The organism is Mitsuaria sp. MSU3D (genome assembly GCF_056867975.1).
The window spans coordinates 2,397,153-2,423,168 of the sequence record NZ_CP200314.1 but is presented as its reverse complement, the minus strand read 5'-3'; the positions used below and the strand labels follow the sequence as shown (position 1 = coordinate 2,423,168).

Below are 26,016 nucleotides of genomic sequence, written 5' to 3'. Positions count from 1 at the left end.
CACCCGCCCATGCCCATGCCTGCTTCGCGCCGCAAGACCTCCGAACCTGCTCCGGCTTCAGCCCTCCCGATGGGGGCGGCGATCGCGCTCGGGTCCGGCACCGAGACGGACACCGAGTCCACGCCGGATGCCGTGACGGCGCCGACGCTGGCCGCCAAGAAGCTGCCCGCGCAGCAGCGCGCCACGGAGACCTACGAGCGCATCCTGGAGGCGGCGGCGCAGACCTTGATCGAGGTGGGGGTGGAGCGGCTCTCCACGAACCTGGTCTGCATGCGGGCGGGGCTGTCGCCGCCGGCGCTGTACCGATACTTCCCGAACAAGTACGCGCTGCTGTTCGAGCTCGGGCAGCGCCTGATGCAGCGCCAGAACGAATGCGTGGCGAAGTGGATGTCGGTGGAGGTGGTCCAGCGCGGCGTGCCGGCGCTGGAAGAGGCGCTGGAGGGGCTGCTGCTCGACACCTACGCGGCGACGCGCGACACCCCGGCGGGCGTGTGGATCATGCGGGCGATGCGGGCCGTGCCCGCGCTGCAGGAGGTGCGGCTGACGTCGCACGCGGCGGTGACCGAGGCGCAGACGCGGTTGCTGGTGAAGGCCTTGCCGGGGGCGAAGCGCGCGGAACTCAAGCTCGCGAGCCGCATCGTCGTGGAGCTGATCTACGCGACGGTGGAGATGCTCTTCGACGAGAGCCTGAAGCCCAAGGAAGTCGCGCGCATCGCGGCGGGGATGATGGCGAGTCACCTGGCGAAGGTGATGCGCTGAGAACTCAAGCTGCGCCTCTTGCTCCCTCTCCCGCTTGCGGGAGAGGGTCGGGGTGAGGGGCGCGCTCAGCGCGCGGGCTCTCGGCAGTCATGCAGCGAAGCTGCTCTCCGAAGCCTCAGCGGCAAACCTCGTCGATCCACTCGCGGGAGCCGGGTTTCAGCGGGACGAGCCGCTGGCCTTGCGCGCCGTCGGCGGCGAGGCAGAACTTGGTGCCGTAGCCATGCGTCGGATCGGACGGATCCGACGGGCGGCCGTTCAGATAGACCAGATAGACGCGGTCGGGCTGCAACGGGGCCGGCGGCGTGTTGGTCTCCGCGCCGGGCGGCACCTGGCCATAGGCGATGCAACTGGCGTTCGACATCGGTGCGCCCTGCGCAGGATCCACGCTCAACGACCACACCTTGGCCACCGGCTTGGAAGAGGCATCGGAGACGACCACCGTCTGCAGTCTCACGCCGGGATCGCGCTTCGCTTCCTTGGCCGTGAGGGTGAAGCAGGGCTTTCCGCCTTCCATCCGGACCTCGGCCTCACCGCGGCGGGACGTGGCGCAGGCCGAGCAGATCCAGGCGGACAGCGCGAGCAGCAGAAGCGGCTTCAGCGGTTTCATCGACTTCATGGACGTCATGGGCTCAGGGCAGGTTGGCCTTGTCGGCGGGATTGGCGATGAAGGTCTGGAGCACCTCTTCGAAAAGGGGCAGGCTCTTGGCGTATTGCTTCTGGCTCATGGCATCTGACGAACCCAGGTGCTTGAGCGCGAAGTAGTCGGCGAGCAGGTCGCCCTGGGCTTCCATGTTGTAGTCGCCCAGGCTCTGCCCGGACTTCAACTCGTACTGGTAGGACAGGCCGATGCGGATCGCGCCGCGCAGGCGCACCCAATAGCCGAGCTGGTGTTGCCACACGTGGACCATCTCGTGCATGAACCAGTGCTTGTCGCCGTCTTCGCCCTGGGAGAAGTCTTCCTTGAAGTAGCTCTTGTTGAAGTACATCTCGCCATTGGGCGTCATGGCGGTGTCGTCGGGCTGCAGGCCGAAGGGCAGGTACTCGTCCTTGTGGACCTTGATGGTCGTGTAGTCGAGCGCGTCCTTGAAGAGCAGGCGCGCCATCGCGATCTCGCCGGTGGTGAGCCCGCGGGCGGCGCCATCGGGCGTGGCGATGGGTCTCTGTGGCGCGGGCACGTACGGGGCGTTGGCCGGTGGCGTGAAGTCCGCGGCCACGAGCAGCCAGTTGTCGCCCGCGGACGCGTCCAGGCCGATCGGCCCGGGGCGGGGCGAGTCGCCAATCCACTTCGTGCCCGGATCGGACATCAGTCGAGCGACGTCCAACCCGATCGGACCAGGAACGACGGCACGTGCCATGTGAAGCTCCCTGCAGGGCGCCGCGGAGAAGTCCGGCGGCGAGCGGCCCATGTTGCCCGCTCGGCGGGGTAGGCGCAAATGACTCTTGGCTAGTCGCGACGCGGCCCGCCGGGCAACGGCGGCGGCCAGGGCGTTGGGGGGCGTCGACGGCGGGTTTTGCCGACCATTCGGGACGGGGAGCGGAGGAGATACTCCGCGCCGTAGCCGCGCGTCGCGGCGCTCGTCGGGGTAGGGAGTCATGAGTATCCAAGTCGAGGCGGCCGGCGAGATGCTGGTGGGAGCCGCCGTTGCCCAGGAGATCGCTGGCGGCAGCGGCGCCGGGGCCGAGGCCGATGCCTCCAGGCATGCGCACGGGGCCTGCGCCAACTGCACCGCGCCGCTGCAAGGCGCGTTCTGCCACCGCTGCGGCCAGGCCGCCCACGTCCACCGCTCGCTCGCGCACCTGGCGGAGGAGCTGCTGCACGGCCTGCTGCATTTCGAGACCAAGGCCTGGCGGACCGTGCCGATGCTGCTGCTGAGGCCGGGCAAGCTGACCCGGGAGTACATCGACGGCCGACGCGTCCGATACGTCTCGCCGCTGGCGCTGCTGCTGTTCCTGCTCTTCCTGATGTTCCTCGTGTTCTCGCTGACCAGCCCGACCGTGACGGTGGGGGGAAGCCTGAATCCGGATCAGCTCGGCAAGCTGAACCAGACGCTGGAAACCAGCCGTGCAAAGCTGGGTGAGCTGGAGGCGCAACTGGCCGCATTGCCGACGGGGGATGCGTCGCGCCGCCGCGTCGAGTCGGCCATTGCCGAGCAACGGGAGGAGGTCGCCGGGATCGAGCAGGCGCAGCTGTTCCTGGACCCTCAGCAAGCCGCGAAGGATCCCGAGGCCGCGCGTGCCGCCGCGCAGCAGGTCCGAGCCTCGCTCGCGCGTTATCTGCCGTGGCTGTCCGCGCCCGGCATCGAAGGCCGGATCGACCGCGCGCTGAGTCAGGCGCAAGGGCCGATGCTGCAGATCGAAGGCACGTCAGGGATGCCGGTCTTCGAGCGCAAGCTCAAGCATGCGCTGGAGAACAAGGAACTCGCGCTCTACAAGATCAAGGGCGCGGCGGCCAAGTTCGCATTCCTGCTGATGCCGATCTCGCTGCCGTTCCTCTGGCTGCTGCTGGTGACTCGACGCCGCTTCGGCATGTTCGACCACGCCGTGTTCTCGCTGTACTCGTTGTCGGCCATGGCGCTGCTGATGAGCGCTGTGGCGATCTGCGGGTATTTCGGGTTCGCAGGCATGGCGGTCCTGCTGGCGACGGTGGTGCCGCCGCTGCACATGTTCGCGCAGCTGCGCGGCACCTACGCGCTCGGCATAGGCGCCGCGGCGTGGCGCACGGTGGCGCTGCTCTTCATCGCCGGAGGATCGATCCTGATCTACAGCCTGATGATCGTGCTGGCGAGCATGTGAGCGGCGTTTGGATAGAGCCTTTGGCAGGATCCGCCAAGGAGTTGTTCATCAGGCTGGTCTGCGTCGAATATGGAGAAGAAGATGCCGAAACCGCTGCAGTCCTGTGTCCTCCGGGAACCGCGATCGAGGTGGTTGAATGAGTGTCGACGTGGCGCAAATGAAGCGTCTCTCGACGCTGCACACTTACCTGCGATCCGCGGCAGGCTACCTGAGAGTGCCCATTCCCCCTAATATCCCCGACGGACATGTGAGTCTCACGCATACGTTGGAGATGCTCTCGGAGCAAGCGTTGCTCGAGTGGATGACGGAGCTCGCCGAGGTGGGCGCCGTCAGGAGGCCCGACGCAGCCTTCTGGCGTGGCCTTGAGCGGGGAGCCGAGGCCGTCGGGATGCAAGGGCGGGCGGCTTACTACCGCACTCAATTCCTAGTGGCGATCGCAGCCAACGATGGCAGGTAACTACTCTCCAGGGCTGCGCCAGCGGTCGGAAGGCTATTCGCGCCGCGCCCGCAGATAGCGCCGCGCGGTTGAACGTCGGTGGCTCGAAGCTGCTGCGCTTGGCTGGCTCTGAATACTCGCTTCAGTTGCCACTGAACAAGCTGTGCGACATCGCCGCAACGGGCGCTAGACATGGGCGCAGGGCGCGCTTTAGGCCAAGAGTGGCTCTCGTTCGCTCAAGCCACCTGGACGAAGCATGCACGGATAGCGCGTTCTTGATCCACGGAAATGTCGTCACACGTCGCCGCACATACTTGAAGGTCGCGGGTCAATTCGGTTGATAACTCCCCATGCTTGTACACGTGACCTGCAACGAGCTTCGCTTGGAGGGCAGCTTCTGCGATCTCGTAGAACTCGTCGAGGCACACCCAAGTGTTCTTGGGAAGGCAGCAGCATCCGACGGTGAGCAAAAACGCTGCGAAGCGATTGCTGGCCTGGCAGCCATGATCGATTCTGTAGCGCGCGCCCTTGGACGTGGTTTTCGCGACGATCGCGACACCGCCTTCAGAGCCGAGGATGATCAAATATTTGTCTGCCGTCGTCCCGTCCGCAAAGACGAAATCCTTGTGCAGCAAGATCGTGCCCGGTTTCATTTACTTGGACAGGATCCCAAGGATTTCATCGCGATCTGCAACGAGACCTTTCATTTGGTCGGCTTCTTGCCCTCGCAGCGCGTACTCGTAAGGGATGAGACCCTGCTTGCGCTTCTCTCCGGCCCAGACCTTGTCCCAAGGCGAATTCTCAAGGTGCGTCGCCTCGACCATGTCTTCCGCCTCTGAGTCTCGAAACTCTTCGGCAAGCCTTGTCAGCAAACGCAGCTCCCGGCGCGAGAACAAGGATGCGTCGAACGGCGCCAGAGGCTGCACAGTCAGCATCCAGCCCTTGTCGCCGCCCAGGACCTTTTTCTTGAACCGAACGGTCGAGTCCCACACCACGTCGCCCGCGTCTAGCTCTTCGAAGAGCGACTTCGGTACCGGCCCCATCTTCCAGGCGAAGTAATCGAGACCCGTGACCGACCGTCCGGTGTCGCGGAAATGCTCGAAGTCGAGAAAGTAGAGAAGCTTGAACAGCTTTACTTTCCCAAGCTTGTGCACGTTGTGTCCAAAGAACACAACGGCCTGTGCAAGCTTCTCTCGTTGGTGGTTGACGATCATCGATCAGGTTGGAGCGAGCCGATTCGGCCGCAAGCTTGTGATTATCCTCCAAGCCCGCTCCGCACGCGGATGCTCGACGATCGTCGACGGCGGATGGTCGCGTCGGAACAGAACGCTGAGGCTCGTGCAACCAAGAACGGCTGCTTCCGCGGCGAAGGGCAACCTACGCTTTACAGGCTGTCAACTCCAACATCGTCGACAACGCGGGAACGTCAACTCGAGACGAGCTGCGCTGTCGTCTAGACCGACCTGACAAGCCCTGACCCTCAAAGGTAGGAGCCCATCCCCCGCATTCCCTCTAAGGAATGGATCGCCGGAAGTCTTTGATATGGATCAAAGAACGAAGTCCCGATTGGACGGAGCATGGGCTCAGGTGCTTCAACCCACCGTGAAGCCGGCGCTGGTCTGAGACTGACGTCGGGCCCTTGATCATTTGGTCATGGGCGAGATGGGCCTATCCGCGAGGACGGCCGCACGTCCCTTCGCCGTGAGTTGAACATCTCGCCCACCTCTCCGGTCGATCCGAAGGCATGTCGCCTTCAACGTCGGAGCCGGTGGTGTCCAACATTGACCGGGGTACGACGACATGGCAAGTTTCCAACAAGCACGCATCGACGAGTCCGACAAGCCGATGCGCCAGCGCCATCCGCTCGCGGGCTGCGATCAGCAGACGCTGATCCACCTGCAACACGACTGGGGCATGACCGAGCCGCAGATCTTCGGACCGCGACTCGGCTCCGATGCGATCTGCCTGCGCGCGGATCTGACGATGGGCTCGGCGCTGGCCAACCTGCGCGCACTGCTGGTGAGCGGCGCGTCGATGCTGTCCATGCTCGCCGACAACTGCGCGGAGGGCGATCCGGCCAAGCACGTGGCCAACGCAGTGAAGGAGTCGCTGCGCGAGGGCCTGGGAATGCTCGGCGTGGTGGAGCGCGCGGTGGATGAGGATCGGAGGAAGGTCGCGTCTTGAGAGCGAGTTCCGGAGGCCGCGAGGTGAGGGGAGTTCACCTCGCGTGGGTCAAAGGCTCAGCCTCGCGAATCCGGAACGAAAAGCCCCGATGCCTCGTCACGCTTGAACGCCGAACCCGCCGGCTCGTCCAGAAGGTGAAGGACCGAATCGTCCCTCGACAGCACGGCGCCCAGGGACACGTAGCCGATGTTGCCGGTGTCCTCCATGTACTCGTCCGTCTCGTCGCCGGCCGTGAACCGCCAGCCGCTGTCCTGGTCTTCGTCCGGTGACTCTCGATAGAGGAAGCAGATCGCCTGGCCGTCATGAAGAATCCGGTTCGTCACGAAGGCGCGCTTGATGAACCTGGCGGTGAAGTCGTGGGGATCGCGGTGCTCGGTATTGATGATGTGCCGCGCCTCGAAGCTCACCGGATCGCCAGCCTGGAGACCCCTGATGTGGCGGGGCTCGTTGTCCAAGCGGCCATCGAAGCGTGCGCCAGGGTGGACAGCGTCGACCAGGACCCACATGCGCTCGACGTGGACGTCGTCAGCGTCGTCGCCACGACCTCGGAAGATCAGCTTCACGACCTCGCCGACCGCGACCTTGGCGAGGACTTCCGGCGACGGCTTGTAGAAGGTGTACCTGTTCGCCGCCGCGGTCTCGGTGGGATCGTCGAGCTGCCAGTTGAGCATGGGAAAGGAACGGTAGAGCGGACAACGCAGCCATTGTGATCGCGCTGCGGCGCAGAGGATCAGCGGTGCCCCAGCCTCGTTGGCTACGGCACCGCGACGCGCAGCGTGCGGAACTGCTGCTTCGCCTTGTCGGTTGAACCACAGGTGGCCTCGGGCTGCTTTGATCCGTCATCGCTGAGTAGGTCGACCTGCTTGGATCCAGGGACCGGGAGGAGGGCCTCGGGGAAGTAGCCTGCAGGCAACTTGAGCACCCTCTCGGGCCGCTTGCCGGGATCGCCTGACCAGCGGAACAGGGCGAAGCTGCCTGTGTCTGCGACCGGCCCGCCGACGATCAGGTAGGTGTTGCCCACCTTGTCGATGCTGCGGATGCCTCGGCCACCGAGGTCGACAAGAATGGGCCTCTCGAACTTGGCCGGGATGCCCTCTCCCTTGATCAATTCAGCGGGGTTCCTCAGCGGCACGAGGGGCGCCTTCCCTTTGACCAGCGGGTTCCGGAACCCGATCAGAAGGCCGTCGCCCTTCCAGGTCGCGAGCCCTTCGATGTTGAGGCCGCCGGGCTGTTCGGGCAGTTCCTTCGCTGCGGCGGCGAGTTGAAGCTCGCTCAACTCGGGAGACCGGATCATGGCGTCGAGCAGGCCGGTGTACGGGTGCAGGTGCGCGACCAGGGACGGTGTGCCGTCGACCTTGGCGACCCGGGTGGCGAAGAACTGCTTGCGCCAGTCGCGAGGCTTGCCGGACTTCGGCAGGCTGTGCGACGAGATCCAGTAGACGATGTCGCCGATGATGGCTCCGCCCTCGATGTCGGAGGCCTTGTCCCCGGTCTTCAGGAACTCGGCAAGGTCGAGTCCGGAGCCGATCGGCTGGGACTGGCCGCGCGCATAGACGAGCAAGGTGTTGCACTCGTCCTCGGCCACTGCGAAGTGACGCTCGTCAAGCATGACCGCCGCCGAGGCCTCGGCCATGCCGCGGTAGGACGTGCCCGCCGCTGGTTGGGCGCTGCCATGGAGGGCAACGAGCGCCAGCGCCGCGGCTGGCCAGTGCGCCCATGGCGCCCGTTGACTTCCTGCTGCCATGGGACCTCCCTGTCTGGAGCCTTCGAGCGGACTCAGAACTTGAAGTTTCCGTCAGAACGGGCCTGGGAGCCACTCGCGCAGCTCGTGAACTCGCGGTTGCCGCTGCTGGTGGTCTGGTTGCTTTCCCAGACGGCGGTCGAGCCGTTCCACTTCACGTACTTGTATTGGATCGCCGTGCCGGCGGGCACGTTGACGGTCCCCGTCCATGGCACGTTGGCGCCCGAGCCCTGGATGGTCAGCGCGAAACCCGAGCCCGGCGCCCAGGCGCCCAGGCCGGTCACGTTGCCCACCACGCGCAGGTTCTGGCCGACCACCGTGTTGGCGTTGGCGATGGTGAAGGTCACGGCGCAGTTGCCGGTGCCACCACCACCGCTGATCTTCTGGCCCGTGTAGATCGCCACCGCGGGCGTGCTGCCGCTGTTGTTGGCCGGCACCGTGAAGCTGGCGTTGCCGCTGCCGTCCACGGTCACCGAGTCGGCCGTGCAGCCGGTGCCGGCGGCGTTCCTGGTGCCGTTGATGACGTTGCAATACGTGCCGGCGGGCAGGCCGGTGGCGAAGCCTCGGGTCCAGGCGCTGCCGCTGTTGTTCAGCGCGACGAAGCCGACGTTGCCGCGGCTGAAGGCGACCTGGTTGCCGTTGTCGCCGACGATCCAGTTCTGCTGTGCCTGCCCGATGCTGGCATTGCGGAAGCCCACCATGTTGGCCAGCGGCGTCCAGCGGTGGGCGAAGTCCCACACCACGTTGATCTGCGGCACGCCGCCGCTGTAGGGGCTGGTCGTGGGGCGGTCGGCGTCGGTGTTGCTGAACTTGAAGCCGGAGTACAGCTGCGCCTCGGCATAGCCCTGCGCCAGCATGAAGATGTTGGCCAGCGTGTAGCGCTGGTTGGCGGCGTCGTTGCTGGCGGCGTTGTTGATGTTCAGTGAACTGCCGTTGCGCTCGGTGTCCCAGTTGGTGATGAAGACCGTGGCGTTCTGCGGCTGGATGAAGCCCCAGCTGCCGCCCCAGTTGCCCCACGTGCCCATGATGCTCGGGATGCTGGACAGGGTGTTGCCGTTGTTGCTCCGGAACACGTCGCGCATCGCGTACGGGAACTGGAACTCGTTGATCGTGCCGATGGGGAAGTAGCTGGGCCGGTCCACTTCGCCGTCGTTGATGATCTCCTGCGTGACCCAGATGTTCTCGCCCTGCAGCGTCGTGGGGTAGGTCGCCTTCACGGCGCTCATGATGGACGTCCAGGCACCGGCCGGCATGTGCTTGGCCGCGTCGATGCGGAAGCCGTCGATGCCCAGCGCCAGCAGGGCCTTCAGGTAGTTGGCGATCTGGCCCTGCACGTAGCTGCTTTCGGTCGCCAGGTCGGGCAGGCCGCCGAGGCGGCAGTTCTGCACGTTGCTGCGGCCGGCCGGCGAGTTGTAGTCGGCGTCGTTGATGCTGCAGTTGGCGTGGAAGTCGCTGGCGCTGAAGAAGGGGTAGCTCAACGTCGCGGCGTTCCAGGTCGATCCGTCGGTGGCCGTGCCGCTGCCATCGGCCATCTGGTTGACGACGATGTCGGCATAGACGCGCACGCCGGCCGCGTGGCAGGCGCTGATCATGCTCTGCAGCTGCGCGGGCGTGCCCATGCGGCTGGTGAGGTTGGCGTAGTTGACGGGCTGGTACACGCCCCACCAGCCGTTGGCGTTCTTGGACGCGCCCGGCGGCGAGATCTGCACGCCGCCGAACCCCTTGGGGCCCAGCCATTGCGTGCATTCGGTGGCGATGTCAGGCCAGGCCCATTCGAACATCTGCACCGACGTGGCGTTCGGGTTGAGCGCCTGCGCGGGGCTGGCGAACGCGGCAAGCGCGACGCTGGCGGCGGCTGTCAAGGCGTGGGCGAGCCTGCGGCTCGAGAAGGGCAGCTGGGGCATGTTGTCTCCGGTATTGATAGGCCGCCGCCCTCGTCGCGGGGCGGCTGGTTCAGGCCATTCGACTGCATGCCATGGCCGGCTTCCCGAGGTCGGAAAGTGGCTCGACTTTAGACACGCTCTTGCCAGAATTCCGTAGGAAAACTACTAAGTCGCGCCGTTTGCCCCTGGTAAAGAGACTGATGAGTTGTTTCTGCCCGTAGTTTCGCTACTCAACGGCAGCCGCAGGCTCGTGCTCCATATGCCGCTCAGGCTCCGTGGTCCGGAGGATTTCGTTCAGGACGGACGTGGCGTAGTTCCCCGCGGGCAAGGAGAACGTGAGCACCAGTTGATCGGCTTGCGGCCATTCCCATGTCATGTCCACCGGGCTCGCCACCAGGGAGCGGCGCTCCTGATCCAGACCCGCGTGTTCCATGCCGTCGCACAGGGTGGCGTGAGGTTCAGCTACGCCGTTCTCCAGGGCTTGCGCCTCATCGGTCGTCGTCACGCGGCCGCGTCCCCAGAGCGGTCCGGTGGGCCGGCCCGCCTCGTCCATCACATCGCCGGGCAGGGTCTTGCCCCAGAGTCCCTGCCGGATGCGCAGCGCCAGCACTTCATTGAAGACGAAGGAGCGCACCGCCGACAGGTAGATGCCTTTCTTCTTCGGGTTGCGCACGCGGATCTCGCGCGCCAGCATGGCCCGGCCCTGCTCGACGTTGCCGCCGTCGTGGCCGAAACGCTGAGCGCCGAAGTAGTTGGGCACGCCATGCGCCGCCACGGACTTGAGATTGGTCTCGATGGCGTCGCGGTCGCCGGTCACGTCACGCAGCACGATGCGGAAGCGGTTGCCCTGCAAATCGCCCGGGCGCAGCTTCTTCACGTGGCGGGTCTGGCTCAGCACCTTGAATTCCGGGTGCTGAAGCAGGGTCAGGTCTGGCGTCTCGCCCTTCGGCAGGTAGATGCTGAACCACTGACGGGTGATGGCGTAGCGGTCCTTGAGGCCGGCATAACCCACGTCCCTTTCCTGCACGCCGGTGGCATCGGCCAGTTGCAGGGCGATGAAGGCGGTGTTGGCACCGTTCTTCTCGATGTCCAGCCAGATGTGCTCGCCCTCGCCGGAGGGCAGTTGCAGCGGCAGTTCGGTCACGATGAAGTCCTCGTTGTGGAGCTTCAGCGTGGCGCTGGCGCCGCTGGCCGGGTAGGCGTTGGGCCACTGCGGCAGGGTCGTGTATTGGGCGTCGGTCATGGGCCGGGATTCTCTCCCGGCACGCATGCCTGTCGAACGTCCTCGTCCGACAGGTGAAGCGCTAGCGCACGAGCGCCTTGGCAATCTGACCCAAGGTCCTCAGCGCGCCCTCGACCTGCGCGTTGTCGGGATGCCCGAAGTTGAGCCTCAGGTGGTGCGTGAAACGGTGATCGGCCGAGAACAGATGCCCCGGCGCGATGCTGATGTCATGAGACAGGGCAACCCTGTGCAGTTCCAGCGCGTCGATCTCGGCGGGCAACTCGACCCAGACGCAGTAGCCGCCCTCTGGTTGCGTGACGCGGGTGCCTGGAGGAAAGCACTTGGCGATGGTCCTCAGCATGGCTTGACGGTTCGTGACGAGCGCTTGCCGGAGCTGCCGCAGGTGCCGGTCGTAGCCGCCCCGACTGAGGTACTCGCTCAAGCCCTCCTGCATCGGCACAGGCGTGGCCAATGAACTCATGAGCTTGCGACGGCTGACGTCCCGGGCGAACCGGCCCGCGGCCGCCCAGCCGACGCGGAATCCGGGCGCCAGCGACTTCGAGAATGAACTGCAGTGCAGCACCAGGCCGGCCTTGTCCCAGCCCTTGGCGGGCCTGGGGCGTGATCCGAAATACAACTCGCCGTAGACGTCATCCTCGATGAGGGGAATCTCGCGCTCGGCGAGCAGCGCCACCAGCGCCGCCTTGGCGGCATCGGGCATCAGGCTGCCCAACGGGTTCTGGAAATTCGGCATCAGCCAGCACGCCTTGACGGGATGGCGATCGAGGACGGCCGCCAGCGCCGCCACGTCGACGCCGGTGCGCGCATGGGTGGCGACTTCGACCGCCTTGAGCCCGCGGCGCTCCAGCGCCTGCAAGGCGCCATAGAAGGTCGGCGACTCGATGGCGACCAGGTCTCCCGGCTTCGTGACCGCCTCCAGGCACAGATTCAGGGCCTCCATCGCGCCGTTGGTCACGACGATCTCGTCCGCGTCGACCTTGCACCCCGCGCCCAGATAGCGCAGGCCGATCTGGCGCCGCAGTTCGGCGCTGCCCGGCGACAGGTCCTCGACCGTGCGCCACGGGTCCAGCCCGCGCGCGGCCTTGCCAAGCGCCAGGGCCAGCTTGTCGAGGGGGAACAGGGTCGGGCTCGGAAACGCCGAGCCCAGCGGCACCACGGCCCGGTTGCGCGACAGCCCGAGCACCTGGAACACCAGCTCCGACACCTCGATGCTTCGCTCCTCGGCCAGCGGATCCGACGCGTGGGGCTCAGGGTGCGGGATCGCCGCCTGGCTGACGAAGTAGCCGGACCGCGGCCGCGCTTCGATCAGGCCGCGGGCCTCCAGCAGGTAGTAGGCCTCGAAGACGGTGGAGGGGCTGACACCGCGGTCCTTGCTCGCTTGGCGGACCGAGGGCAGGCGGTCTCCGGGACGCAGCTGCCCCGCGGCGATGGATGCCGCCAGGTCATCGGCCAGGACTTCGTAGCGCTTCATGAGGTGGGGTGCTGATATGGCCCGTTGCGCGGAACGGCTGCACTGTATCGGCTACATCCCGGTCACCGTGAGTTCTCTCCCGGATGCCCATCTGATCCGGTATTTTTAAAGGATTCTGAATCTGTACTTTTCATGCCGCCGAGCGCACAGTGAGGTCATGGAATGGGTCCCCACCGTCTTCATCGCCTTCAAGGCCAGCGTGCTCTGCATCGGCATGTTTTTCGCCATCAAGTGGCATTACGACAAGGCGAAAAAGGAGCAGGGGGCAGAGAAACAGCGCGCGGTGCTGCGCACGAGCGCCATCGTGGCCGCTGTCTTCGTGCTGTTGGTCGTCGGGCTGGTGGTCCTGACCTTCAGCCTGGGCACGATGCTCGGCCTGGACTTGAGCTTCTGATGATGGGAACGCATGGTCAGCGCGAACGACCGGGATGCCGATCACGCTGCTGTCGCGCTCGTTGCCGTGCAGAAGGCGACCCGGGGATCGGGTCGATGCTGCGCACGCCCGGAAGTCGTCCGGGTCTGGCCGCTCCCGCGACCGAACTTGACGATGCCGTTCCCGTCAGCGCCGGACCTTGCCATCCTCGGTGAGGATGGTCATGTCCACATACCGCGATCCGGCGTGGCGTTGTCCCGAGAAGCTGATGAAGAACCCGCCCAGGTCGAGCTGGCTCTGCGCTTCCAGGCCGGTGATGATGTTGGCCGGCGTCGGGTCGTTCCCGGCGCGCTTGAGGCCTTCCACCATCGTCTTGGCGGCGACGAAGCCTTCCATGCCGGTGTAGCTCACGTCCACCTTCGCGGCCTTGGCGCGTTGCAGGTATTCGCCGGCGATCGGCGTCAGGCCCGAGAACGGGAAGGGCACGACCTGTGACACCACGACGCCGCGCGCGTCCTTGCCCAGCTCCGACGCCAGCGCCTGCGCGCCGACGAACGAGAAGTTGTAGAAGTTGCCCAGGAAGCCGGCCTTGCGCGCGCCCCGGATGAAGGCCGCGCAGGACTTGTAGGCCGCCACCTGCACGATGCACTCGGGCTTGCCCGCCATCACCGCCGTCAGCGACGCGGCCACGTCCACGGAGTTGCGCTCCACCGTGCCTTGCGACACCGGGGCCAGGTTGTGCTGCTTGAGCGCCGTGGTCACCGCCGCCAGACCGGCTTGGCCGTAGGCGTCGTTCTGGTAGAAGACCGCCACGCGCGTGATGCCCACCGAGGTCAGCTGCTTGACGATCTCCGCCGCCTCGTCGTTGTAGGACGCGCGGATGTGGAACAGGAAGCGGTTGAACGGCGTGCGCAACGCCTCCGCGCCGGTGAACGGCGCCACCAGCGGGATCTTGGCCGCCGTCAGCAGCGGCACCGCCGCCAGCGTCGTGGGCGTGCCCACGTAGCCGAACAGCGCGTTGACGCCGTCCTCGATCAGGCGCCGCGTGTTGGCGGCGCAGCGCTCGGGCTCGTAGCCGTCGTCCATGCTGCGCAGCTCGATGCGCTTGCCGTTCACGCCGCCGCGCTGGTTGACCTGGTCGAAGACCAGCATCGCACCTTCCTTGAACTGCTCGCCCAGTTCCTTCGCCGGGCCGCTGAAGGGCGCGGACTGGCCCAGCACGATGCGCGAGTTGTCGGCGAAGGCAGGCAGGCTGCCGGCGCCGGCGAGGGCGGCGAAGTTCTGAAGCAGGTGGCGGCGGTTCATGGGGCTGACTTCCTGGCGCTTTTGGAAAGGCCAGGATCTTCGGTGACGGCGTTGACGGATTCGCTATGCAATAACCGCAACCCCGGATTTTCCCGTTCAGGTGTGGACAACGTCACATCCGCTTCATCTTGAAACATGTCCCCTCGGGCGGGGTATTGACGCGCCGCCGGCGGGCGACCACCGGCGACAACGGGTGGTCTTTATGCAATCTTGATACCCCCGCCTCCAGCTTCTACAGGCCCTTGAGGCCGCCGTTCCTAGAGTTCATCCATCCCATCACGCCCTCATGGAGGGGGCATGGGACCCCAAAAAAATGGATGCACTCTTTCTCGGATTGAGCGTCGTGCTGTTCCTCATGGCGGTGGGCCTGGCCGTGGCCAGCCATCGCCTGGAGGCCAAGCCATGAGCGCGCTCTACTGGTTGACCGGGCTGATCTCCGCCGGTCTGTTCGTCTATCTCCTGGTCGCCTTGTGGCGGGCGGAGGAGTTCTGACATGACGAACCTCGCCTGGGCCAACCTGGCCCTCTACCTCGCCGTCACGCTGCTGCTCGCGTGGCCGCTGGCCCGCTGGATCACCGCGCTCGCCAAAGGGCAGATGCCCGGCTGGATCGCCGCGATCGAGCGCCCGATCTTCCGCCTCGCCGGCGTCAAGCCGGAAGAAGGCATGGGCTGGAAGCAGTACGCCATCGCGCTGCTGATCTTCAACTTCATCGGCGTGATCGTCGTCTACGCGCTGCAGCGCCTGCAGGGCGTGCTGCCGTTCAACCCGCAGGGCATGGGCGCCATCAGCCCGGACTCGTCCTTCAACACCGCCATCAGCTTCGTCGCCAACACCAACTGGCAGGGCTACGGCGGTGAGTCGACGATGAGCTACCTCACGCAGATGCTCGCGCTGACGGTGCAGAACTTCCTGTCCGCCGCCACCGGCATCGCGGTCGTGTTCGCGCTGATCCGCGGCTTCGCTTCGCGCCTCTCGGGTCACGTCGGCAATTTCTGGGCCGACATCACGCGCTGCACGCTGTGGCTGCTGCTGCCGCTGTCCATCGTGATCGCGGTCGTCTTCGTCCAGCAGGGCGTGATCCAGAACTTCGACGGCTACAAGACCGTGCAGACGGTCGAAGCGCAGGACTACCAGACGCCCAAGCTCGGCGCCGACGGCCAGCCGCTGAAGGATGCCAAGGGCGAGCCCGTGATGGAGAACCAGCACACGCAGGAGCAGTCGCTCGCGATGGGCCCGGTCGCGTCGCAGGAAGCCATCAAGATGCTGGGTACCAACGGCGGCGGTTTCTTCAACGCCAACTCCGCGCATCCGTACGAGAACCCGACCCCGTTCACCAACCTGCTGCAGATCGTCGCGATCTTCGTGATCCCGGCCGCGCTGTGCCTGAGCTTCGGGCAACTGGTCGGCGACCGCCGGCAGGGCGCCGCGATCCTCGCCGCGATGAGCGTGCTGTTCATCGCCGGCGTGCTGGTCGCCACGCCCGCCGAGCAGGCCGGCAACCCGCTGGTCGCCGCGCAGGGCGTCGACATCCAGGCCACCGAGCTCCAGGCCGGCGGCAACATGGAAGGCAAGGAAACGCGCTTCGGCATCTCGGCCAGCTCGCTGTTCGCCGTCGTGACCACCGCCGCCTCCTGCGGCGCGGTCAACGCGATGCACGACAGCTTCACCCCCGTCGGCGGTGCCGTGCCGCTGGTGATGATGCAGCTCGGCGAGGTCGTCTTCGGCGGCGTGGGCACCGGCCTGTACGGCATGCTGGTCTTCGCGATCCTGGCCGTCTTCATCGCCGGCCTGATGATCGGCCGCACGCCCGAGTACCTCGGCAAGAAGATCGAGCCCTTCGAGATGAAGATGAGCGCCGTCGCCATCCTGGTGACGCCGATCGTCGTGCTCGCGGGCACGGCCATCGCGGTCCTCGCCGCGGACGGCAAGGCCGGCATCGCCAATCCCGGCGTGCACGGCTTCAGCGAGATCCTCTACGCCTTCACCTCGGCGGCCAACAACAACGGCAGCGCCTTCGCCGGCCTGTCCGCCAACACGCCGTTCTACAACACGCTGCTCGGCATCGCGATGTGGCTCGGCCGCTTCCTGGTCATCGTCCCCGTGCTGGCCATCGCCGGCAGCCTGGCCGCCAAGAAGCGCATCCCCGTCGGCGAGGGCACGCTGCCCACCCACGGCCCGCTGTTCGTCGTCCTGCTCATCGGCACCGTCCTCCTGGTCGGCCTGCTGAACTACGTGCCCGCGCTCGCGCTGGGTCCCGTCGTCGAGCACCTGATGCTCTGGAAGTAAGCCTTCGGAGCCCGTCATGACCAATCAACTCAAGACCCTTCATACCTCGGTGCCTGCCTCGGCACGCACCGAGGTCCTCGGCGGCGCCAAGGTCTCCACGGGACCGCAAGGTCCGCAAGGATCTTCCGGCCCGCAAGGACAGGACCCGCAGCCCCCGCGCCCCAACGCCAAGACCGGCATGTGGGACCCCGCGCTGGTGAAGCCGGCGATCCGCGATTCGTTCGTCAAGCTCGCGCCGTCGGTGCAGTTGCGCAACCCGGTGATGTTCGTCGTCTACGCCGGCAGCATCCTCACCACCGGCCTGTGGCTGGCGAGCTTCGCCAAGCCGGAGCTGGCCGGCGCCGAAGGTCCCGGCTTCATGCTGGCGATCGCGCTGTGGCTGTGGTTCACCGTGCTGTTCGCCAACTTCGCCGAGGCGCTGGCCGAAGGCCGCTCCAAGGCGCAGGCCGCGTCGCTGCGCGGCTTGAAGGCCAAGACCTGGGCGAAGAAGCTCGAGACCCCGCGTCACGGCTCGTCCTGGCATCCGGTTCCGTCGGAGGAACTGCGCAAGGGTCACGTCGTGCTCGTCGAGGCCGGCGACCTGGTGCCGCTGGACGGCGAGGTCATCGAAGGCGTCGCCTCGGTCGACGAGAGCGCCATCACCGGCGAATCCGCGCCGGTGATCCGCGAATCCGGCGGCGACTTCTCCGCCGTCACCGGCGGCACGCGCGTGCTGTCGGACTGGGTCGTCGTGCGCATCGCGGTCAACCCGGGCGAGGCCTTCCTCGACCGCATGATCGCGATGGTCGAGAGCGCCAAGCGCCAGAAGACGCCCAACGAGATCGCGCTGACCATCCTGCTGGTCGCGCTGACGCTGGTGTTCCTGGTCGTCACCGTGACGCTGCTGCCGTATTCGCTGTTCAGCGTGGAAGCGGCCGGCGCCGGCACCGTCGTGTCCATCACTGCGCTGGTCTCACTCCTCGTCTGCCTGATCCCGACGACCATCGGCGGCCTGCTGTCCGCGATCGGCGTGGCCGGCATGAGCCGGCTGATGCAGGCCAACGTGATCGCCACCTCCGGCCGCGCGGTCGAGGCCGCCGGCGACGTCGACGTGCTGATGCTCGACAAGACCGGCACGATCACGCTGGGCAACCGCCAGGCCAGCGCCTTCCTGCCGGCGCCGACGCTGCAGGAGCAGCTGCTGGCCGACGCGGCGCAGCTCGCTTCGCTGGCCGACGAGACGCCGGAAGGCCGCTCCATCGTCGTGCTGGCCAAGCAGCGCTTCAACCTGCGCGAGCGCGAGCTGGCGACGCTGCAGGCGCACTTCGTCCCGTTCACCGCGCAGACCCGCATGAGCGGCGTCGACTTCGGTGATCCCGCGGCGCCCAAGCGCCAGCTGCGCAAGGGTGCGGTGGAGGCGATCCGCCGCTTCGTCGAGCAGCACGGCGGCCAGATGCCGGCGCAGGTCACCGCGGTGGCCGAGGAAGTCGCGCGCCGCGGCAGCACGCCGCTGGTCGTGGCCGACCTGAACGAGGGCCAGGCCCGCGTGCTGGGCGTGGTCGAGCTCAAGGACATCGTCAAGGGCGGCATCAAGGAGCGCTTCGCGCAGCTGCGCAAGATGGGCATCCGCACGGTGATGATCACCGGCGACAACCGCCTCACCGCCGCGGCGATCGCGGCCGAGGCGGGCGTCGACGACTTCCTCGCCGAGGCGACGCCCGAGGCCAAGCTCAAGCTGATCCGCGACTACCAGGCCGAAGGCCGCCTGGTCGCGATGACCGGCGACGGCACCAACGACGCCCCCGCGCTGGCGCAGGCCGACGTGGCGGTGGCGATGGCCAGCGGCACGCAGGCCGCGAAGGAGGCCGGCAACATGGTCGACCTCGATTCGAATCCGACCAAGCTGCTGGAGATCGTCGAGACCGGCAAGCAGCTGCTGATGACGCGCGGCTCGCTGACGACCTTCTCCATCGCCAACGACGTGGCCAAGTACTTCGCCATCATCCCGGCGATGTTCCTGGGCGTGTATCCGCAGCTGGCCGCGCTCAACGTGATGGGCCTGCACAGCCCGGCGTCCGCGATCCTGTCGGCCGTCATCTTCAACGCGCTGATCATCGTCGCGCTCATCCCGCTGGCGCTCAAGGGCGTCGCCTACCGGCCCATCGGCGCGGCCGCGCTCCTGCGCCGCAACCTGTGGATCTACGGCCTGGGCGGCCTGATCGTGCCGTTCGTCGGCATCAAGGCGATCGACCTGCTGCTGGTCGCGCTCCACCTCGTGTGACGCGGAGGACTCCATCATGACAACCACGCAATCCACCGCTTCGTCGGCCTCGCATCCGACGTCTCATTCGCCGTTGCGCATGCTGCGCCCCGCGCTCGTCGGCTTCGTGCTGCTGAGCGCCGTCACCGGCCTGCTGTATCCGGCGCTCGTGACCGGCGTCGCCAAGACGATGTTCCCGTTCCAGGCCGAGGGCAGCCTCATCCTGCACGACGGCAAGGTGGTCGGCTCCGAGCTGATCGGCCAGAACTTCTCGTCGCCGCGCTACTTCTGGGGCCGCCCGTCGGCCACCGCGCCGATGGCCAACAACGCCACCGGCTCCAGCGGCTCCAACCAGGGCCCCACGAACCCGGCGCTGGTCGACGCCGTGAAGGGCCGCCTCTCGGCGCTCAAGGCCGCCGATCCGGGCAACACCGCGCCGGTGCCGGTCGACCTGGTCAGCGCCTCGGCCAGCGGCCTGGATCCGCACATCAGCATGGCCGCGGCGCGTTACCAGGCCGCCCGCGTGGCCCGCGAACGCGGCCTGCCGATCGAGGCCGTGCAGCGCCTGATCCAGGCCAACACCGAGGCCCGCGACCTCGCCGTCCTCGGCGAACCGCGCGTCAACGTGCTCAAGCTCAACCTCGCGCTCGACAAGGCGCAACCCGCTCATTGAATTTCATGAAAACTCGTCTTCTCTCGCTGTTCCTGATCTCGTCCTGCTTCCTGCACGCCGCCGCGCGCGCCGAAGGCGAAGCCCCGGCGGCCGCGCCCGCGCCGACGCCCGAGCACACCTTCACCGGCAACGTGGCCTTCGTCAGCGACTACCGCTTCCGCGGCATCAGCCAGACCTGGAAGCGCCCGGCCGTGCAGGCCGGCTTCGACTACAGCCACAGCAGCGGCCTGTACCTGGGCACCTGGGCGTCCAACGTCTCGGGCAACAGCTACAACAACGGTGCCGGCATGGAGTGGGACCTCTACGGCGGCTACAAGCTGCCGGTGACCGAGGCCGTCACGCTGGACGTCGGCGCGCTGGCCTACGTCTATCCCGGCGCGCGCCTGAACGCCGCGCCCGGCCAGCCGACCTCGAACAAGTACGACAACGTCGACGTCTATGCCGCCGTCACGGCGGGCACGTTCTCCGCCAAGCTGTCGGTCGCCGCGACCGACTACTTCGGCCTGGACAGCGAGACCGCCGGCTACGCCTACTTCAACGCGCTGCCGGCCAAGGGCTCGTCCAAGGGCACGGCCTACCTGGACCTGAACTACGGCTTCGAGCTGGGGCAGGGGGTCAACGCCGGCGTTCACCTCGGCCACCTGTGGGTGCGCAAGTACGGCGACCTGTCCTACACCGACTGGAAGCTGTCCGTGAGCAAGGAGATGAAGGACCTCGGCGGCCTGACGCTCAGCCTGGCCGTCGTCGGCACCGACGCCGACAAGGCGCTGTACCAGGCCGGCGACTCGTCCGCGCAGCGCGCGAAGCGGCTGGGCGACACGGGCGTCGTGCTGAGCGTGTCCAGGACCTTCTGACGCGACTCGCGCAACGCCGCGGGGCATTCGCACACTGATGCGCGATGGATCGACTCGCGAGCCCCGTGGCATGAACCCCAGTTCCTTCAGCAGCTCGTTCGACCGCTCGTTCGACCGCTCGTTCAACAGTTCGTTCAGCAGCTCGGACGACAGCTTTTGCGACAGTCCGCATGACGGCCCGCATCACAACCCGCAGGGGCGCTCGTTCGAAGAGACGGCCGGCGACCTGCCGTCGAGGCGCGGGCCGTTCCTCTCCGGTGCGCGCCCAGGGGCCGTGGAGGTGTTCGGCTCGACCTTGGGGCCGCCTCATGCGTTGATGCTCGAACGACCCGCGCTGTGCGTCGATCCGGACTCGCGATCCGGCGACGAGGCGGTCCGCATCCGGGCGGACGGGGCGCGCTGGGACCTGTCCACGGAAGGGCAGGCGGCGCTTCACGCCCGCGTGCCCGTCGAGCAGGCCGCCTGGACGCGCCGCCTGGTGTTCGCGGAGATGCCCGATGCGCAGGACTGGCGATGGCTGCCCGCGTATGTGCAACGTTGTCCGAACCTGGTGGAGATCGTGCTGCCCGGCGGCAGCGAGCGGGTGGTGCCCGATCTGCGCACGCACGGCGACCGGACACCGGACGGTCGCTGGCTGCTGCGCATCGCCAGGCGCGAGGACGGCGTGGGCGGTCATGACCTGCTCTGCGCCGCGCTGCGCCGCACGCTGGGCGATTCGGTGCGACGGCCGCAAGTGCTCGGCGCGATGGGGCGCCCTCCGCTGTTCGAGCGTCTGGCGCGCGATGTCGAGGCGATCCGCGCCGCGGCGCCGCCCGATCCCGCCTTGGGCGATCGGATCGCCGCGTTGGTGCGCGCCATCGTCGATGACGATCAGATCGCCATCCATTGCGCGCTCATCGCGAAGGAGCAGCGGACCCCCCGGGACCGTCTGGCGGCGATGGAGGAGATGGTCGCCGAACTGCAGCGCGCGCCGCTGGTCATGCTGCCATCTCCGCGCGTCGAGGGACTGGCGTTCGGGAGTTCGCATGCCGCCGTCGGCTTGATCGTCCGCATGAACGCGACGCATGCCCGTCCGCGCGGGCGCGCGGCCCATGGCCGGATCGGCAGCGACGAAGCGTCGCGTCCGACATCGCTGACCGCCACGGAGCGCTGGACAGCCGTGGAGTTCCTGAATCGCGTGCCCGCGTCGGTCATGACGGCGACGATGCGTTTCGTTCGCGACTGCGCGTTGCGGATCCTGCGGGCGGACAGGGCCTTCGCCGACACCGTGTTCCTCTCCTTCGCGGAGGAGGATGTCCTGATCGACGCCCTCCATCTGGCCCTCCAGCCCGAGTGCCGCGTGATCGGAAATCCCTGGCTCGAACGCGCCAGGCTGGAGGCGCTTCCTCCAGAAGTGCGCGCGGCGTTGGCGGCGTTGACGGACTGGGTGGCCGGCGCGACCGGCATGGACGGCCTCCGCCGCGAGCGGTGGCATTGGCACATCCTCAGCCAGACGCATTGGCACACGCGGGAGCGGACACCGGTGCCCGGCCTGCTGCGTGGCAAGCCGGGCGAGCCGGATCTGGATGCGCCGCCGAGCCCGCCCATCGCCAGCATCGCGACCTTCTGGGGGCGGGCGCTCTGGTTGGATCTGCACTGGCTGGGAGAGCCCGTGACGAGTGCCGCTGCGGTGAATCGCGTGCTGGCGGAGCGCTTCGCCTTCGGGTTGGGGATCCGGCGCGCGCGTCTCGTGGGCGACCGCATCCCGGAGCGCTTGCGCTGGGAGGATGCGGAACGGGTGGAGATCCACCTGACGGAGCAGGAATTCACCTGCCCGGACCGCCTTCTCTACATTCAAGCGATCAGGCAGGCCGTGGCCGCCGATCTTCCGAACGCGGTCGCGTGTCAGTTCTGCTGTCCGACCCAGGACGTCACCGTGGTGATGGACACGCTCGTGACCCTCGAGCGGGCCACAGGGGACAAGCGGGTGGACGACATCGGCGGACGGCTCCCCGGCGTCCTGTGGAATGGCCGGCAACGCAATCGTCTGAGGACGCAAGCGGCATTCCGGGACTGGTTGCACGGGCTCTATGCGCTGTCGGACAGGTCGAACGCCGGACCACCCCTGGCGGCATGGGTCGCGCCCGTGGTGCTCCGCGTCATCGAGGACGAGGCCTTCGCGGCGCGTGGCGCGGACCAGATCCTCCAGCAGGACGGGGGATGCGTCGATGCCTATCGCCGCTCGCTGTATCGACTGGTCGTGTTGAGTCACGGCGGCCTGACCGGCGATGCCCACACGGCCGTGCTGGCCGCCTTCCAGCTGGCCTGCATGCTGCGCGCCGACGGCGCGGCCCAGGCGGCCGACCCCGAGTACCACGAGAACCTGGAGGACGCGCTGCTGCTGCGTGTGGCCGTCGCGCAGCGCCTGCGCGACCGGCTTGGCGACGATGTCCAGGTGCTGGAGGACGTGAGCTTCGGCCATCTGGGCAGGGAGGGCGTCCGGTGGAACGACGCCTCCGGGCGCGCGGCGCGATCGCGGCGGGCCGACGCGATCATCGAGGCGGAGATCGCCAGCGGCTTCGCCACGTCCTTCGATTGCCTGGACCCCGACGGCCTGATCGGCGACCTGTTGACGAGGCGTCTGGATCAGGAGATCGGCAATGCCGCGCTGGAGGAAGGGCTCCGCGCGGAGGCGCGGGCGCGCTATGAGCACGCGTCCGCGCAGGCCGGCGACGATGCCGTGGCCCAGCAGGCCGCCGACGATGCCATGACGCGGGACCTGGACGGCCTGAGCGCCGCGCTGCAGGCCCGGCGTCGACAGCATCTCGACGGCGCCATCCGGACGCTGAAGGACCGCCTGTCGGCCACCCGACCCACCGACACCTTGCCGCCCGCGATCTGATGCATGCCGCTGCGTCGATCCGGCCACTGACCCTGCGTCGATCACCTCGATCGCTCAGCAGGAGACTCCGCGTGCATCCGATGTCCAACAACCCCTTGTCCCCCTGGATGGTCGACGCCTCGCCGCGGACGTCGGCGGGATCTTCCGGTCCGGTCCCCGCAAAGAGGCCCCGGCTCGAACCGGGACTGGCGTGGCAGTCGACGCTCCAACTGGAGCGGCCGGCCCTCATCCAGCCTTTGGGGTCGACCGCCGCCACGATCGGCAACAGGACGACGGGCAACACGACCGGCAACATGGCGAACGACCCGGCGGACGACTCAACGGACGACTCGGCGGACGATTGGCTCTCCACCTTCATCCGCCATCGCCACCCCAACGCCCCGGAGAACGATCGAATCTCTCCGGCTGGCCGGGCCTGGCAACTGGGCACCGCCGCACTGGACACGCTGTCCGGGCGGCTGCCCGCGACAACGGCGGCCTGGACACGACGCCTGGAGTTCGACGGATGTCCGGACGTCCAGGACTGGCGATGGCTGCCCGCCTATCGGCAGCATTGTCCGAACCTGGTGGAAATCGTGTTGCCGAAGGACAGCCACCTGGTGGTGCCAGCGCTGATGGACCATGCCCGTCGCGAGGAGGACGGTCGATGGGTGCTGGGCAGCCCGGGTCGCCACGACGGCGTCGGCCAGTTCCAGCGCCTCTGCGAGGTCCTGGGACGATCCCTTCGCGATGTCGTGGATCGACCGGACGTGCTGGGGTCCTGCGGGCGTCCGGGGGTGTTCGACCGGCTGGCCCGGGACGTCGTGGCGCTGAGCGGCACGGCGCCGGTCAAGCCCGCGCTCGCTCAGCGCATCGAGAGGCTGCTGTCCGCCATCGTCGACGACAGTCAGGTCGCCCTGCGATGCGGGCTCGTCGCGCAGGCGCCAGGGACCCCCGCGGATCGGCTCGCGGCCATGGAGGCGATCGCCGCCGAACTGCGAAGGGCGCCCTTCGCCCTCCCGAGGAGTACCTGCCCCTTGGACGTGCAGGACGAGGTGGCCGGCATGATCGACGGGCTGTCCCGCGCCACGGACGTCGGCGCGTACACCAGCGAGACGCTCTTCTCCCCGAGGCGACCGCGGTGGCTGGACCGCGCCGAGGCCGCCGCCATGTCCCGATGCCTGAAAGCCGTGCCGGCCGCGGCGCTGACCCCCGCCCTGCAGGCGCTCCGCGATGCCGCCGTGCAGGTGTTGAGTCCTGACCCCGTCTTCGAGGATCTCGTGTTCCTGTCCCGGGAGGAGGAGGACGTGGTGAGCGACGCGCTCCATCTCGTCCGCCTGCTGGGCCTGCGCATGGTGCTGCGGACACCCGGCGGCCTGTCGCCGGAAGCGATGCCCGGCAGCTCGAGGCAGGCTCTGGCGGCACTTCGCCGGTGGATGGACGAGGCCCCGTCCGGGGACGCCCTGCGGCGGGAACGCTGGTATGTCCATCTGGCCGGCCAGGCGCATCACGGCGCGTGCCAATCCTTGCCGACGGCGGGACTGCTGCGCGGCAACGCCTGGGTGGCCGACCTCGATGCGCCACCGGCGGCCTTGATCGCGGACATCGCCCGCTCACGTGGCGAGGCGCTGGGATTGACGCTGGACTACCGGGGAGAGGCCGTGTTCGATCCCGGCGAGGTCAACCGTGTCCTGGCCGAGCGGTTCTCCTTCGGCATCCGGTTCAGCGGCGCGCACCTGGAGGCGGAGCGCGCGCCGGCAGCCCTGCGATGGCCGGAAGCGGACTCGCTGGACATCGACTCGGCGGGCGAGGGATGGCCCCGGGACGCCTGGCGGCGGCGCGTGGTCGCGGGGCTGGTGAGCGACTTCCCCCGACTGTCCCGACTGTTGTTCGGCGGCGGCGAGTTTCCTCGCGGCGACGATCCGGAACTGGTCCGCGACCTGGATGTGCTGTCGGTACGGGGCCGGATGCTGGACGAAATCATCCGGCTGACGCCGAGCCTGATCTGGACAGGCAGGCAACGCGGTCAACTGACCGATAGGCCGCACTTCCTGTCCTGGCTGGTGCGGCTCATCCTGTGGCACCGGGGGGCGACGGAGCGCGACGAGAGGGCCTCGCTGCGTGCGCGCGTCGGTCCGGTGCTCCTGCGCGTACTGGACGACGGGGCCTTCGCGTCGCAATGCGAGGCGATGATCCGCTCGCAGGACGGCGGCTGCGCGGACGCGTACCTGCGGGTCCTGCATCAGATGGCCCTGCTGAACGACGCCGGGGAGGCAAGCGACACCGCCGCGGCGGTCGAGATCGCGCTGCGTTTCGCCTGCGGGTTGCGCGCCGATCAGTGGGTGGTGGAGACGCACGGCGACTTCAACGAGACCCTCGAGGAGGCCATGCTGCTCCGCCAGGCCGTGCGGACCCGCCTGGGAACGCGACTGGGGCATGCGCCGGCCGAGGCCGCCGAGGCCGGCGACACGCCGATCTATGCCCACCTGGGCATTGCCGGCGACCGGTGGCGCGATGACGAGGTGACGCGACGACGCGACCGGCAGGCCGACGCCTTGATCGACGCGGAGATTGAGAGCGGCTTCGCCACCTCGCACGACTGCCTGGTGCCGGGCGGACTGGTCGGCGACCATCTCTCGAAGGTGTTGGACCGCGAGGCGGGACATCGCGCGCACGAGGCTCGCCTGCTGTCCGAGGCGCAGGCCCGGTTCGACGCCGCGATCGACGCCGCCGGGGACGATGACGAGGCGGTCCGCGCCGCCAACGGCGCCGCGTCGCAGGCATACGCCGACATGGTCGCCGCCCTGGCGAGGAGGCGGCGGGAACAGGTCCTCCCTCCTCTGGCGGCGCTGGCCGCACGCCTGTCGCCACGACGAACCGATGACGCGCCGTCCGCGGCGCCCTGACACGACAAT

At 67.7% G+C, this 26,016-nt stretch carries 21 protein-coding genes; 11 read left to right on the top strand and 10 right to left on the bottom strand.

All coding sequences use genetic code 11. The annotated features are described in order from the left end of the window. Window positions 1-9 precede the first annotated feature (9 nt). Window positions 10-759, top strand: coding sequence for a TetR/AcrR family transcriptional regulator (locus AC1VNM_RS10555; protein ID WP_483106895.1), 750 nt, complete (start codon window positions 10-12; stop codon window positions 757-759). 115 nt (window positions 760-874) lie between these two features. Here AC1VNM_RS10555 and AC1VNM_RS10550 read toward each other — a convergent pair whose 3' ends face one another. Continuing rightward, a complete protein-coding gene (locus tag AC1VNM_RS10550; protein WP_377154125.1) occupies window positions 875-1,375 on the bottom strand; it encodes a hypothetical protein in 501 nt (166 codons plus the stop codon). Window positions 1,376-1,388: 13 nt separating this feature from the next. Beyond that, entirely contained in the window at window positions 1,389-2,114 is a 726-nt protein-coding gene (locus AC1VNM_RS10545) for a hypothetical protein (protein ID WP_483106894.1), read from the bottom strand. 238 nt (window positions 2,115-2,352) lie between these two features. Here AC1VNM_RS10545 and AC1VNM_RS10540 point away from each other — a divergent pair, with 238 nt between their 5' ends. Then, window positions 2,353-3,552 carry a DUF3667 domain-containing protein gene (locus AC1VNM_RS10540; RefSeq protein WP_483106893.1) on the top strand — a complete coding sequence of 400 codons (1,200 nt, stop codon included), beginning with the start codon at window positions 2,353-2,355 and terminating at the stop codon, window positions 3,550-3,552. Window positions 3,553-4,224: 672 nt separating this feature from the next. Here AC1VNM_RS10540 and AC1VNM_RS10535 read toward each other — a convergent pair. After that, entirely contained in the window at window positions 4,225-4,641 is a 417-nt protein-coding gene (locus AC1VNM_RS10535) for a hypothetical protein (protein ID WP_483106892.1), read from the bottom strand. Continuing rightward, window positions 4,642-5,202 (bottom strand): Panacea domain-containing protein, encoded by a 561-nt coding sequence (locus AC1VNM_RS10530; RefSeq protein ID WP_483106891.1) that lies wholly within the window; start codon window positions 5,200-5,202, stop codon window positions 4,642-4,644. It lies immediately after the preceding gene. A gap of 586 nt (window positions 5,203-5,788) precedes the next feature. Here AC1VNM_RS10530 and AC1VNM_RS10525 point away from each other — a divergent pair. Further along, complete coding sequence (locus tag AC1VNM_RS10525) at window positions 5,789-6,172, top strand: hypothetical protein (RefSeq protein WP_431104151.1); 384 nt, start codon at window positions 5,789-5,791, stop codon at window positions 6,170-6,172. A gap of 56 nt (window positions 6,173-6,228) precedes the next feature. Here AC1VNM_RS10525 and AC1VNM_RS10520 read toward each other — a convergent pair whose 3' ends face one another. The 5 genes from AC1VNM_RS10520 to AC1VNM_RS10500 all read right to left on the bottom strand — a co-directional run bounded on the left by AC1VNM_RS10520 (window position 6,229) and on the right by AC1VNM_RS10500 (window position 12,510). After that, window positions 6,229-6,843, bottom strand: a complete 615-nt coding sequence (locus AC1VNM_RS10520; protein ID WP_377154138.1) for an immunity protein Imm33 domain-containing protein — start codon at window positions 6,841-6,843, stop codon at window positions 6,229-6,231. Window positions 6,844-6,926: 83 nt separating this feature from the next. Then, window positions 6,927-7,916, bottom strand: coding sequence for a DUF3616 domain-containing protein (locus tag AC1VNM_RS10515; RefSeq protein WP_483106890.1), 990 nt, complete (start codon window positions 7,914-7,916; stop codon window positions 6,927-6,929). Window positions 7,917-7,948: 32 nt separating this feature from the next. After that, a complete protein-coding gene (locus AC1VNM_RS10510; RefSeq protein ID WP_483106889.1) occupies window positions 7,949-9,817 on the bottom strand; it encodes a carbohydrate-binding module family 20 domain-containing protein in 1,869 nt (622 codons plus the stop codon). 205 nt (window positions 9,818-10,022) lie between these two features. Continuing rightward, entirely contained in the window at window positions 10,023-11,039 is a 1,017-nt protein-coding gene (gene truD / locus AC1VNM_RS10505; protein WP_483106888.1) for a tRNA pseudouridine(13) synthase TruD, read from the bottom strand. Window positions 11,040-11,100: 61 nt separating this feature from the next. Beyond that, complete coding sequence (locus tag AC1VNM_RS10500; RefSeq protein WP_483106887.1) at window positions 11,101-12,510, bottom strand: aminotransferase-like domain-containing protein; 1,410 nt, start codon at window positions 12,508-12,510, stop codon at window positions 11,101-11,103. Window positions 12,511-12,667: 157 nt separating this feature from the next. Here AC1VNM_RS10500 and AC1VNM_RS10495 point away from each other — a divergent pair, with 157 nt between their 5' ends. Further along, window positions 12,668-12,904 carry a hypothetical protein gene (locus AC1VNM_RS10495; RefSeq protein ID WP_483106886.1) on the top strand — a complete coding sequence of 79 codons (237 nt, stop codon included), beginning with the start codon at window positions 12,668-12,670 and terminating at the stop codon, window positions 12,902-12,904. A 165-nt stretch (window positions 12,905-13,069) separates the two neighbouring features. Here AC1VNM_RS10495 and AC1VNM_RS10490 read toward each other — a convergent pair whose 3' ends face one another. Beyond that, window positions 13,070-14,188, bottom strand: coding sequence for an ABC transporter substrate-binding protein (locus AC1VNM_RS10490; RefSeq protein WP_483106885.1), 1,119 nt, complete (start codon window positions 14,186-14,188; stop codon window positions 13,070-13,072). Between the two features lie 402 nt (window positions 14,189-14,590). On the opposite strand from AC1VNM_RS10490, the gene kdpF reads away from it, so the two are divergent. The 7 genes from kdpF to AC1VNM_RS10455 all read left to right on the top strand — a co-directional run bounded on the left by kdpF (window position 14,591) and on the right by AC1VNM_RS10455 (window position 26,007). Next, a complete protein-coding gene (gene kdpF / locus AC1VNM_RS10485; RefSeq protein ID WP_297525706.1) occupies window positions 14,591-14,680 on the top strand; it encodes a K(+)-transporting ATPase subunit F in 90 nt (29 codons plus the stop codon). 1 nt (window position 14,681) lies between these two features. Beyond that, the gene (gene kdpA / locus AC1VNM_RS10480) at window positions 14,682-16,475 is read left to right on the top strand and encodes a potassium-transporting ATPase subunit KdpA (protein ID WP_483106884.1); all 1,794 of its coding nucleotides are present in this window, start codon (window positions 14,682-14,684) and stop codon (window positions 16,473-16,475) included. Window positions 16,476-16,653: 178 nt separating this feature from the next. Continuing rightward, window positions 16,654-18,735, top strand: a complete 2,082-nt coding sequence (gene kdpB / locus AC1VNM_RS10475) for a potassium-transporting ATPase subunit KdpB (RefSeq protein WP_483109260.1) — start codon at window positions 16,654-16,656, stop codon at window positions 18,733-18,735. Window positions 18,736-18,751: 16 nt separating this feature from the next. Then, complete coding sequence (gene kdpC, locus AC1VNM_RS10470; protein ID WP_483106883.1) at window positions 18,752-19,387, top strand: potassium-transporting ATPase subunit KdpC; 636 nt, start codon at window positions 18,752-18,754, stop codon at window positions 19,385-19,387. Between the two features lie 5 nt (window positions 19,388-19,392). Beyond that, window positions 19,393-20,241, top strand: a complete 849-nt coding sequence (locus tag AC1VNM_RS10465; RefSeq protein WP_483106882.1) for a TorF family putative porin — start codon at window positions 19,393-19,395, stop codon at window positions 20,239-20,241. A 70-nt stretch (window positions 20,242-20,311) separates the two neighbouring features. Further along, window positions 20,312-23,122: a hypothetical protein gene (locus AC1VNM_RS10460; RefSeq protein ID WP_483106881.1), complete on the top strand. Its 2,811-nt coding sequence runs from the start codon at window positions 20,312-20,314 to the stop codon at window positions 23,120-23,122. A 71-nt stretch (window positions 23,123-23,193) separates the two neighbouring features. Beyond that, on the top strand, window positions 23,194-26,007 hold the full coding sequence (locus AC1VNM_RS10455; RefSeq protein WP_483106880.1) for a hypothetical protein: 2,814 nt from the start codon (window positions 23,194-23,196) through the stop codon (window positions 26,005-26,007). Window positions 26,008-26,016 lie beyond the last annotated feature (9 nt).

What these genes read in the sequence shown, in the direction of transcription:
- AC1VNM_RS10510 (WP_483106889.1), bottom strand. Translation starts at nt 9,817, where the DNA reads ATGCCCCAGCTGCCCTTCTCGAGCCGCAGGCTCGCCCACGCCTTGACA.
- AC1VNM_RS10535 (WP_483106892.1), bottom strand. Translation starts at nt 4,641, where the DNA reads ATGAAACCGGGCACGATCTTGCTGCACAAGGATTTCGTCTTTGCGGAC.
- AC1VNM_RS10525 (WP_431104151.1), top strand. Translation starts at nt 5,789, where the DNA reads ATGGCAAGTTTCCAACAAGCACGCATCGACGAGTCCGACAAGCCGATG.
- AC1VNM_RS10545 (WP_483106894.1), bottom strand. Translation starts at nt 2,114, where the DNA reads ATGGCACGTGCCGTCGTTCCTGGTCCGATCGGGTTGGACGTCGCTCGA.
- kdpA (WP_483106884.1), top strand. Translation starts at nt 14,682, where the DNA reads ATGACGAACCTCGCCTGGGCCAACCTGGCCCTCTACCTCGCCGTCACG.
- kdpF (WP_297525706.1), top strand. Translation starts at nt 14,591, where the DNA reads ATGAGCGCGCTCTACTGGTTGACCGGGCTGATCTCCGCCGGTCTGTTC.
- AC1VNM_RS10520 (WP_377154138.1), bottom strand. Translation starts at nt 6,843, where the DNA reads ATGCTCAACTGGCAGCTCGACGATCCCACCGAGACCGCGGCGGCGAAC.
- AC1VNM_RS10530 (WP_483106891.1), bottom strand. Translation starts at nt 5,202, where the DNA reads ATGATCGTCAACCACCAACGAGAGAAGCTTGCACAGGCCGTTGTGTTC.
- kdpC (WP_483106883.1), top strand. Translation starts at nt 18,752, where the DNA reads ATGACAACCACGCAATCCACCGCTTCGTCGGCCTCGCATCCGACGTCT.
- AC1VNM_RS10515 (WP_483106890.1), bottom strand. Translation starts at nt 7,916, where the DNA reads ATGGCAGCAGGAAGTCAACGGGCGCCATGGGCGCACTGGCCAGCCGCG.
- AC1VNM_RS10465 (WP_483106882.1), top strand. Translation starts at nt 19,393, where the DNA reads ATGAAAACTCGTCTTCTCTCGCTGTTCCTGATCTCGTCCTGCTTCCTG.
- AC1VNM_RS10500 (WP_483106887.1), bottom strand. Translation starts at nt 12,510, where the DNA reads ATGAAGCGCTACGAAGTCCTGGCCGATGACCTGGCGGCATCCATCGCC.
- AC1VNM_RS10460 (WP_483106881.1), top strand. Translation starts at nt 20,312, where the DNA reads ATGAACCCCAGTTCCTTCAGCAGCTCGTTCGACCGCTCGTTCGACCGC.
- truD (WP_483106888.1), bottom strand. Translation starts at nt 11,039, where the DNA reads ATGACCGACGCCCAATACACGACCCTGCCGCAGTGGCCCAACGCCTAC.
- kdpB (WP_483109260.1), top strand. Translation starts at nt 16,654, where the DNA reads ATGTGGGACCCCGCGCTGGTGAAGCCGGCGATCCGCGATTCGTTCGTC.
- AC1VNM_RS10495 (WP_483106886.1), top strand. Translation starts at nt 12,668, where the DNA reads ATGGAATGGGTCCCCACCGTCTTCATCGCCTTCAAGGCCAGCGTGCTC.
- AC1VNM_RS10550 (WP_377154125.1), bottom strand. Translation starts at nt 1,375, where the DNA reads ATGAAGTCGATGAAACCGCTGAAGCCGCTTCTGCTGCTCGCGCTGTCC.
- AC1VNM_RS10490 (WP_483106885.1), bottom strand. Translation starts at nt 14,188, where the DNA reads ATGAACCGCCGCCACCTGCTTCAGAACTTCGCCGCCCTCGCCGGCGCC.
- AC1VNM_RS10540 (WP_483106893.1), top strand. Translation starts at nt 2,353, where the DNA reads ATGAGTATCCAAGTCGAGGCGGCCGGCGAGATGCTGGTGGGAGCCGCC.
- AC1VNM_RS10555 (WP_483106895.1), top strand. Translation starts at nt 10, where the DNA reads ATGCCCATGCCTGCTTCGCGCCGCAAGACCTCCGAACCTGCTCCGGCT.